Source organism: Mesorhizobium sp. Cs1299R1N3 (genome assembly GCF_037179625.1).
Classification (GTDB): Bacteria; Pseudomonadota; Alphaproteobacteria; order Rhizobiales; family Rhizobiaceae; genus Mesorhizobium; species Mesorhizobium salmacidum.
The window spans coordinates 140,535-149,498 of sequence record NZ_JAPYKQ010000013.1 but is presented as its reverse complement, the minus strand read 5'-3'; the positions used below and the strand labels follow the sequence as shown (position 1 = coordinate 149,498).

Annotated in this window: 8 protein-coding genes and 1 tRNA gene; 6 read left to right on the top strand and 3 right to left on the bottom strand. The window is 62.9% G+C overall.

Annotation, left to right across the window (positions count from 1 at the left end):
* Positions 1-171: 171 nt before the first annotated feature.
* The 3 genes from O7B34_RS24305 to phaC all read right to left on the bottom strand — a co-directional run bounded on the left by O7B34_RS24305 (position 172) and on the right by phaC (position 3,917).
* Positions 172-246 (bottom strand) — tRNA-Glu (locus O7B34_RS24305).
* 372 nt (positions 247-618) lie between these two features.
* The gene (locus O7B34_RS24300; RefSeq protein ID WP_337148429.1) at positions 619-1,866 is read right to left on the bottom strand and encodes a YcbK family protein; all 1,248 of its coding nucleotides are present in this window, start codon (positions 1,864-1,866) and stop codon (positions 619-621) included.
* Positions 1,867-2,081: 215 nt separating this feature from the next.
* On the bottom strand, positions 2,082-3,917 hold the full coding sequence (gene phaC, locus O7B34_RS24295; protein ID WP_337148426.1) for a class I poly(R)-hydroxyalkanoic acid synthase: 1,836 nt from the start codon (positions 3,915-3,917) through the stop codon (positions 2,082-2,084).
* Between the two features lie 98 nt (positions 3,918-4,015).
* Here phaC and O7B34_RS24290 point away from each other — a divergent pair, with 98 nt between their 5' ends.
* From O7B34_RS24290 to glpX, 6 genes are all read left to right on the top strand, one after another.
* Positions 4,016-4,408 (top strand): hypothetical protein, encoded by a 393-nt coding sequence (locus O7B34_RS24290; RefSeq protein WP_337148425.1) that lies wholly within the window; start codon positions 4,016-4,018, stop codon positions 4,406-4,408.
* Between the two features lie 44 nt (positions 4,409-4,452).
* The gene (locus O7B34_RS24285; protein WP_015317568.1) at positions 4,453-5,670 is read left to right on the top strand and encodes an LL-diaminopimelate aminotransferase; all 1,218 of its coding nucleotides are present in this window, start codon (positions 4,453-4,455) and stop codon (positions 5,668-5,670) included.
* Positions 5,671-5,708: 38 nt separating this feature from the next.
* A complete protein-coding gene (locus O7B34_RS24280) occupies positions 5,709-7,022 on the top strand; it encodes a homoserine dehydrogenase (RefSeq protein WP_140508785.1) in 1,314 nt (437 codons plus the stop codon).
* A gap of 125 nt (positions 7,023-7,147) precedes the next feature.
* A complete protein-coding gene (locus O7B34_RS24275) occupies positions 7,148-7,507 on the top strand; it encodes a DUF883 family protein (RefSeq protein WP_027146832.1) in 360 nt (119 codons plus the stop codon).
* A 70-nt stretch (positions 7,508-7,577) separates the two neighbouring features.
* The gene (locus O7B34_RS24270) at positions 7,578-7,745 is read left to right on the top strand and encodes a Thivi_2564 family membrane protein (RefSeq protein ID WP_084637105.1); all 168 of its coding nucleotides are present in this window, start codon (positions 7,578-7,580) and stop codon (positions 7,743-7,745) included.
* A gap of 202 nt (positions 7,746-7,947) precedes the next feature.
* Positions 7,948-8,931 carry a class II fructose-bisphosphatase gene (glpX, locus tag O7B34_RS24265; protein ID WP_337140666.1) on the top strand — a complete coding sequence of 328 codons (984 nt, stop codon included), beginning with the start codon at positions 7,948-7,950 and terminating at the stop codon, positions 8,929-8,931.
* The last annotated feature ends 33 nt before the right edge of the window (positions 8,932-8,964 follow it).

Here is an 8,964-nt window from a genome sequence, read left to right as displayed (position 1 = left end):
CTGGCGGTCTTACTCTCAATCTTGGTCATGGTGGCGTTCCTTCGCGGGAATCAGGTGACGTTGAACATCACCAGCCTGCCATGACCGCCCTCTCTCAGCGAATTTGCAGAACTCTCAGCACACTACCTTCGCTGCGTAGAATCGGAAGAGGGGCCGGTGGTCCGGAAGATCTGGTACGCCCAAGGGGAATCGAACCCCTGTTACCGCCGTGAAAGGGCGGTGTCCTAACCGCTAGACGATGGGCGCGCTCAGACGAAGCGGCTTATACTGGCGTTGCGCGTAACCGGCAACCCGTTAGGTGCCGCCTTGGACAACTTTTTTCCAGCCCGCCAAATCAGCGATTTCGCGAGGGATCGGCAGGGCTTGGCGATCAGCGGTGATATTAGTCGCTTCGTCATCCACGGGCAGGGCAAAGAGCATAGCGACGCGGCGCGGACCCGAGGATCCATGCCGCGACTTCAACGCGTTGCCGCGTTGCAGAATTCTGCTCCCGTTGCGATCTTTGCCAGGATCACGGCATGGATTTCGGGGCTTCGCGACGGAGCTTCGCTCTTGCTTCGCCCGTGGATGACGAAGTCGGGGCCTTCGCCGCTGAAAGCTTCGCCTGTCAAAGCACTGTTAGCCGTCGTCACCGCCGCTGCGCCGGCGGCAGCGCCAGTTCCAGTCGCGCTCGGGGCCGACATCGACATGGACCGATTCGGTGTGGCAGTAGGTGCCGACGCCGCCGCGGCCGGGCATGGTCCTGATGTAGCTCGCAAGCTCCCATTTGGAGACGCCGGGCACCTGGATGTCGGCGGCGGCGCAATACATGTGCAACGAATTCTTGGCGCCGTTGGCGCGGCGGTTGCGGGCCGGGTCGCGATAGCCCGAGGTCACCATCATCTTGCGGCCGTAGTGGCCTTCGATCGTCTTCAGCACGCGCACCAGCGATGGCTTCAGGCAGGCGACGTCCACGCTCTCATTCTGCTTCAGCAGTCCGTTGGGCGCCAGGCGCGCCATGCCGGCCGCAGACGCAACCTGATAGCTGCCGCCCGAGCCTTCGTCCTCATTGAGGTCGACGTCGCTTTCGTCGTCGAGGCCGGATTTGCGTTTGATCTCGAACAGGGCTGTCTGGCGCACGCCAGGCAGGGCATCGCTACCCGTGATGTGAACGGCATCGTCCCCGGTCGAAGCCAACTGTATCGGCTTTGCCGTGGAATCGGCCGAGGCCAGTGTGATGATCGGCTTTGCTGCCGCCGGGGCAGGCTTGGCCTGCGCGGCAGGCTGTTCGCCCGATCGTGTGTTGACCAGCGGAGCGGGTGTTGCCGAAGCGGGGGTGGTGCCAAACATCGAGGCCAGGAAGCCTTTTTTCTTCGGCGCCTCGGTTTGCGGCGCCTCACCAGCGGTCACGTAAACCGGATTGTTCATCACCGGTGCCGCGGCCGGCTTCGGCGCTGTCGCGGCGGCATCGGCGGCGGCGATCTTCTGGGCGACCGCGTCGGTCTGCTGCGCCGTCTGTACCGGTTGTTGCAAGGACTGCGGCGTCTGTGCCGCGATCGTTTCCGCGCTGGCTGGTATGGTGAGCGGGAAAGTGGCCCCAGGCTTGGCCATCGGTAGGTAGGCAACCTTTTCGGGGAGTGCCGTGTCGCTTTCGCTCATCACGGTCGTCTGCTCCGTCGCTACCTGCGACGACGAATCGGCGGCGAGGGGCTTGCCCGTGGAGGCGGCGTGGATGTCGGATGCGGAAGCATTGTAGCCGGGCATTCCGACCGACATTGTCGGATCGCCAGCCGATGTGCAGGAGGCCAGAAGCATCGAGCAGAACGCTGCCACGATGACGCGGCGTTCTCCCTTTGCGAGGCTCCATCCTGCTGATTTCAAAGTCAAATTCCCCCTCGATGTCCGGTCGGTGTATCCTTGGCGCTGACTGGTATGTCTGCGTTAGGGTGCCCCTTGTCTCCGATCCGGAAACGAGACCTGTGTCAAATCAGCAAGCCTGTAAGTATTTTTGCAGCGATTGCCGAATTGCGGCTGCTTAATGGTTGACGACACCATTTCGCCCGCTTTTGCGGGGGCGTCAACTCACCAGACATTACAGTCCGTTACACACGTACCTTGACATAGGTGCCGGGAGCATCGCCCAAGGTTTTCATATGCTTGCCGGGTTTGCGGGCAGCTACGCGGGTGTTGTCCTTGGCCTCTATCCAACTTTGCCAGTGTGGCCACCAGGACCCGGGATGGTCCGTGGCGCTTTCTATCCACTGGTCGAAGTCGCCTTTCGGCGGGCCGCCGGTCCAGTACTGGTATTTGTTGGATGCGGGCGGATTGACGACGCCCGCGATATGCCCCGATCCCGCCATCACATATTCGACCTTGCCGCCGAAATATTTCGAGCCGAGGAAGACGGACAGCGCCGGCGCGATGTGATCTTCCCGCGAGGCGAGGTTGTAGACCGGGATGGTGACATCGCCGAGCGAGACCGTGTGGCCCGCAAGTTCCATCGTGCCGCGCGAGAGGTTGTTCTCGAGATAGCAGTTGCGCAGGTAGAACGAGTGGTTGGCCGCCGCCATGCGGGTCGAATCGGCGTTCCAGTAGAGCAGGTCGAAGGGCAGGGGATCCTTGCCGCGCATGTAGTTGTTGACGACATAGGGCCAGATCAGGTCGCCCGAGCGCAGCATGTTGAAGGCGGTGGCCATCTTGGTGCCGTCGAGGTAGCCCTTTTCGTTCATAGCCTTTTCCACCGCCGCGACCTGTTCCTCGTCGACGAACACTTTCAGGTCGCCGGCATAGGTGAAGTCGACCTGTGTGGTGAAGAAGGTCGCCGACTTGATGCGGTCGTCGCCTTCTCCAGCCATCAGCGCCAATGCCGCCGCCAGCAGCGTGCCTCCGACGCAGTAACCAATGGCGTTGACGTCGCGTTCGCCGGTCGCCTTCTCGATCGTGTCGAGGCCGTATTGCAGGCCTTCCCGGATGTAGGCTTCCCAGTTCTTGGCGCCATGACGTTCGTCCGGATTGATCCAGGAGATGACGAAAACGGTGTGGCCTTGCTCGATGGCCCAGCGGATGAAGGATTTCTGCGGGTTGAGGTCGAGGATGTAGAACTTGTTGATCCAGGGCGGGCAGATCAGCAGCGGGCGTTTCAGCACCGTCTCGGTCGCCGCATCATACTGGATGATCTCGGCGACATCGCTGCGGCCGACCACCTTGCCGGGCGTGGTGGCGATGTTCTTGCCGATCTCGAAAGGCGAATAATCGGCCTGGCGCAATTTCAGGTCGCCCTTGCCGGCGGCGATGTCCTCGGCCAGCATCTTCATGCCGCGCACCAGGTTTTCGCCGTTGGAGGCGACGGTTTCGCGAAACAATTCCGGATTGGTCAGGATGAAATTGGACGGCGAGATGGCGTTGGATACCTGCTTGACGTAGAAGCTCGCCTTGTGGCGGGTATGCTCGTCCAGGCCTTCGGCGTGCTCGACCAGTTCGGACGCCCAGCGCGAGGTGACGAGATAGGCCTGCTTGAGGAAATCGAAGAAGGCGTTGCGGCCCCATTCCGGATCCTGGAAGCGCTTGTCGCCGCGCTCCGGCTTGACGGCATCGTCGGCACCCTCGGCGTTGGGGCTGACGCGCTGGATGGCATTCGCCCAAACCGTCATATAGCCGGCGAACAGCCGCGTCTGCGCTTCGAGCGCACGCTGCGGATCGGCAAGCCAGTATTCGCTGAGCTTCGAGAAGGTCTTGACCATGTCGACGACCGGCTCGGCGACGTGGTCGCGCACCTCACCCTTTTCGCGCGGCTCGGCCCAGGCGGACGCCGCCTTGCCGGCCTGCTCGATCATCCGCGCCATGTTCAGCGCGAAGCGTTCCGGGTCCTTCACCAGATATTGCTCGACCGTCGAAGGTCCGCCATCTTCCGCTTTGCCCGAATCGGGTGTTTTGGACATGGTTCGCGGGGTTCCTCCGGAAGCGTTTTCTTGACATATTAACATGGGACATCCGACAGGGTCCAATCTCGCTCTACCCCGGCTGCCAAGGAAACAATATGACGATTAAGTTTGGCGAGACTGTTTTTTTCGGTGCCGGCCACTTTTGCCGCATCGGCGCGACAATCATGCTCCTGGGCGTTGCCGGATGCTCGAGCACAAATACCGGCGGTCCGGTGCCGATGGCCACCGACGCGGGTCCGAAGGACACCGGTACCTTTCCGAACCTGAACATCCCGCCGCAAGTGGCGGCGAAACAATTCACCGAGACCGAGAAGAACGCAAAGCTCGCCCAACTGAAGGCCGACGAGAACGGGCAAGGCGCCAAGGGCGGCGGCGCGGCCGTCACCAACCAGGCGTCGCTGACCGATCTCGCCAAGAAACATGGCCCGCAGACGCTGAAGCAGATCGAAGGCAAATGCGACCCCACCCTCGACCCTACCTGTAAATGAGTATATAGCGCGCGCCCAACGCTCCCTTGCTGTCTGGAACTGCCATGGAAGAATTTCACAAGGTCCGCCGGCTTCCGCCTTACGTGTTCGAGCAGGTCAACCGGCTCAAGGCCAGCGCCCGTTCGCGCGGTGCCGATATCGTCGACCTCGGCATGGGCAATCCGGACCTTCCGACGCCCAAGGCCATCGTCGACAAATTGTGCGAGGTCGTCCGCGATCCGCGGACGCACCGCTATTCCTCATCGCGCGGCATTCCCGGCCTGCGCCGCGCCCAGGCAAACTACTATGCCCGCCGCTTCGGCGTGAAGCTCAACCCCGACACCCAGGTGGTCGCCACGCTTGGCTCGAAGGAGGGCTTCGCCAACATGGCGCAGGCGATCACCGCGCCCGGCGACGTGATCCTGTGCCCCAACCCGACCTACCCGATCCACGCTTTCGGCTTCATCATGTCGGGCGGCGTCATCCGCTCGCTGCAGGTCGAGCCCGATGACGGCTTCATTCCCGCGCTCGAGCGCGGCGTCCGCCATTCGATCCCGAAGCCGCTGGCGCTGATCCTCAACTATCCGTCGAACCCGACGGCGCTGGTCGCCTCGCTCGATTTCTACAAGGACGTGGTGGCCTTCGCCAAGAAGAACGACATCATCATCCTGTCCGACCTTGCCTATTCCGAAATCTACTTCGACGGCAATCCGCCACCCTCGGTACTGCAGGTGCCGGGCGCCATCGATGTCTGCGTCGAGTTCACCTCGATGTCGAAAACCTTTTCCATGCCCGGCTGGCGCATGGGCTTCGCCGTCGGCAATGAACGGCTGATCTCGGCGCTGACCCGGGTCAAATCCTATCTCGATTACGGTGCCTTCACGCCGATCCAGGTGGCGGCCGCGCACGCGCTCAATGGCGACGGCGCCGACATCGCCGAAGTACGTGACATCTATCACAAGCGCCGCGACGTGATGGTCGACGCGTTCGGCCGCGCCGGATGGACCATTCCGGCACCGGCGGCCTCGATGTTCGCCTGGGCGCCGATCCCGGAGCCGTTCCGGCATCTGGGATCCCTCGAATTCTCCAAGCTGCTCATCGAGCATGCCGACGTTGCGGTGGCGCCCGGTGTCGGCTTCGGCGAGCATGGCGACGATTTCGTGCGCGTGGCGCTGGTCGAGAACGAGCACCGGATCCGCCAGGCGGCGCGCAACATCAAGCGCTTCCTGTCTGCCAGCGCCAAGCAGCCCAACAATGTGGTGCCGCTTTCCGCCCACCGTTAAATACAAATTCGATCTGATTTGAGGGGCGCCGCCTTCCCATGGCTGAAGCACTGCGTGTTGGAATTGCCGGACTTGGCACGGTCGGTGCATCGGTGGCGCGCGTGTTGCGCGACAAGGCGGCGGAGCTGACCCGCCAATGCGGGCGCGATATCATCGTGTCGGCGGTTTCGGCACGCGACCGCAAACGCGACCGTGGCACCGATCTGAGCTCCGCGAACTGGTTCGACGATCCGGTGAAGATGGCACAGACCGCCGAGATCGACGTTTTCGTCGAGCTGATCGGCGGCGATGAGGGGCCGGCGCGTGCCTCTGTGAAGGCGGCGCTCGAAGCCGGCCGCCATGTCGTCACCGCCAACAAGGCGCTGCTTGCCAAGCATGGCGTGGCGCTTGCCGAAATCGCTGAGAAGAAGGGCGTGCTGCTCAACTACGAGGCCGCGGTGGCAGGTGGCATTCCCGTCATCAAGACGATGCGCGAAGCGATGGCCGGCAACTCGGTCAGCCGTGTGTTCGGCATTCTCAACGGCACCTGCAACTATATCCTGACGCGGATGGAGGCGGAGGGCGTCTCCTTCGACGTCGTGCTGAAGGACGCACAACGGCTGGGTTATGCCGAAGCCGATCCGACCTTCGACATCGAGGGCCATGACACCGCGCACAAGCTGTCGATCCTGACCAGCCTTGCCTTCGGCACCAGGATTGCCGCCAACGACATCTACATGGAAGGCATTTCCAACATCACCCAGGCCGACATCCGTGCGGCAGGCGATCTTGGCTACCGGATCAAGCTGCTCGGCGTCGCCCAGCGCACCGAAAGCGGCATCGAGCAGCGCGTGCATCCGACCATGGTGCCGACGGCTTCCGTCATCGCGCAGGTGCATGGCGTCACCAATGCGGTGGCGATCGAGACCGACATTTTGGGCGAATTGCTGCTCTCCGGTCCCGGCGCCGGCGGCAATGCCACCGCCTCGGCGGTCATCGGCGACGTCGCCGACATCGCCAAGAGCCGGCCCGGCTTCCAGCATGGTCCTGTCTTCGGCCTGCCGGCGAAGGAACTGAAACCGTATAAGAAGGCGCAGATGCGCAGCCATGCCGGCGGTTACTTCATCCGGCTGACCGTGCATGACCGCATCGGCGTGTTCGCGGCGATCGCCAAGCGCATGGCCGACAACGATATTTCGCTGGAATCGATCGTCCAGCACGCGGTCAGCGGTGAGGCGGCGGCGCAGAAGACAGTGATCCTCGTCACCCACGAGACCACCGAGGCCGCCGTGCGCAAGGCCGTCGACGGCATCACCAAGGACGGCCATCTGACCGACAAGCCGCAGGTCATCCGCATCGAGCGAGCAGGGTAGCAGCGGCCTCATCGTCGCGGGCATAACCACCGCGGCGCATTTCCGTTCTGTGAGGATCCCGCTGCCGCCCGGAACGAAATGGCGTCGGTACCGTTCTCTTGGTCAGCAACCAAGGGAGCCGCTTCATGGCTGATACCAACAAATCCGGCCCTCCTGACATCGAGGACATCCAGAAGACGCTGGAAAAGCAGATCGCAGACCTGCGCAAGGAAATCACCAAGATCAACAAGAGCATTTCGGCGCGCAGCGCGGAAATGCTCGAAGACGCCAGCGAACAGGCATCGGATTTCTACGATACAGCCGCTTCCCGCGCCTCGCGGACAGCGCAGCAGTTGCGCAGCCAGGCTCAGTCCGTTTCAGAAGCCGCGCGCGAAAATCCGGGCACGACGACCGCAGTGGTTGGCGTGATCGGCTTACTTGGCTTCCTGGCCGGCCTCGCGATCGGCCAGTCGATGAACGACACGCCACGCCGCTGGTACCATTAGCCGCAAGGGCGGCCAGCTTGGCCGGCCATCTCGCCACGTTTTTCAACACGGCCGTCTCGGGGAGGGTATCATGGCGTCGTCCATGCTGATCGGCATTCTCATTACATTCCTGGTCATTATCCTGGTTCTGTATCTCGTACAGCGACTGCCGCTCGACGCCAGGATGAGACAGATCGTGCAGATCATCGTCATCATCATCGGCATTGTTTCGCTGCTCAAATACCTCGCGGTTTTCTAGGCTGCGAGGTACGGGGATTTCCCGTTTCGTATCGGCCCGGGTCGTCTCGAACCGGGTGGGCATTGTTTCAGGAATGCGGTTCAATCGATTGATATTGCTGTCCTTTCGATAAAGCTGCCGGCAGGTCTTGCCGTTGTCATGCTCGTTTGACAAAACAGGCGCGCCTCCGGCGGGAGGCGGCATCAAACGAGGATTTGCCGAAATGAATGTGGCCCAGAACATCGTCGCCGGCCTTGACCGGATACTCACCATGGAACTGGTGCGCGTCACCGAACGGGCCGCAGTCGCGGCCGCCCGGCTGCGCGGCCGCGGCGACGAAAAGGCTGCCGACCAGGTCGCCGTCGACGCCATGCGCGAGGAACTCAACCGCCTCGCCATCAAGGGCACGGTGGTGATCGGCGAGGGCGAGCGAGACGAGGCGCCGATGCTCTATATCGGCGAGGAGGTCGGGACCGGCAAAGGCCCGGCGGTCGATATCGCGCTTGATCCGCTCGAAGGGACGACAATCTGCGCCAAGAACCTGCCGAACGCGCTTGCCGTGATCGCGATCGCCGAAAAGGGCAGCCTGCTGTTCGCGCCCGACGTCTACATGGACAAGATCGCGGTCGGTCCGGGTTACGCCGAAGGCGTCATCGACATCGATGCCACGCCGGCCGAGAACATCGCCAGCCTCGCCCGGGCGAAGGGCGTCGCTGTGTCCGATATCACGGCCTGCATCCTCGACCGGCCGCGCCACGCCAAGCTGATCGACGCCGTGCGTGCCACCGGCGCCGCGATCCGGCTGATCGGTGACGGCGACGTCGCCGGCGTCATCCACACCACCGACCCGGAAGAAACCGGCATCGACATCTATCTCGGCACCGGAGGCGCACCGGAAGGCGTTCTGGCCGCGGCCGCCCTGCGTTGCACCGGCGGCCAGATGCTAGGCCGGCTGATCCTCGATACGCCTGAGAAGGTCGCCCGCGCGGCAAAGATGGGCATTGCCGATCCGAAGCGGGTTTATCGGGCCGAGGACATGGCGCGCGGCGACGTGCTGTTCGCGGCCACCGGCGTCACCGACGGCAACATGCTGGCCGGCGTCAAGTTCGGCCGAACCTACATCACCACGCATACGATCGTGCTGCGCTCATCGTCGCGTACCGTGCGGGAGATCAAAGCCCGGCACCAGGATCTGGATAAGTTCTAGACCTGCTTGCGAAGCCGGGCCGCAGTTGTTAGC

Bases quoted from the DNA above. Each gene is read 5' to 3' on its own strand.
- phaC (WP_337148426.1), bottom strand. From the start codon at position 3,917: ATGTCCAAAACACCCGATTCGGGCAAAGCGGAAGATGGCGGACCTTCG.
- O7B34_RS24290 (WP_337148425.1), top strand. From the start codon at position 4,016: ATGACGATTAAGTTTGGCGAGACTGTTTTTTTCGGTGCCGGCCACTTT.
- O7B34_RS24285 (WP_015317568.1), top strand. From the start codon at position 4,453: ATGGAAGAATTTCACAAGGTCCGCCGGCTTCCGCCTTACGTGTTCGAG.
- O7B34_RS24280 (WP_140508785.1), top strand. From the start codon at position 5,709: ATGGCTGAAGCACTGCGTGTTGGAATTGCCGGACTTGGCACGGTCGGT.
- O7B34_RS24275 (WP_027146832.1), top strand. From the start codon at position 7,148: ATGGCTGATACCAACAAATCCGGCCCTCCTGACATCGAGGACATCCAG.
- O7B34_RS24270 (WP_084637105.1), top strand. From the start codon at position 7,578: ATGGCGTCGTCCATGCTGATCGGCATTCTCATTACATTCCTGGTCATT.
- glpX (WP_337140666.1), top strand. From the start codon at position 7,948: ATGAATGTGGCCCAGAACATCGTCGCCGGCCTTGACCGGATACTCACC.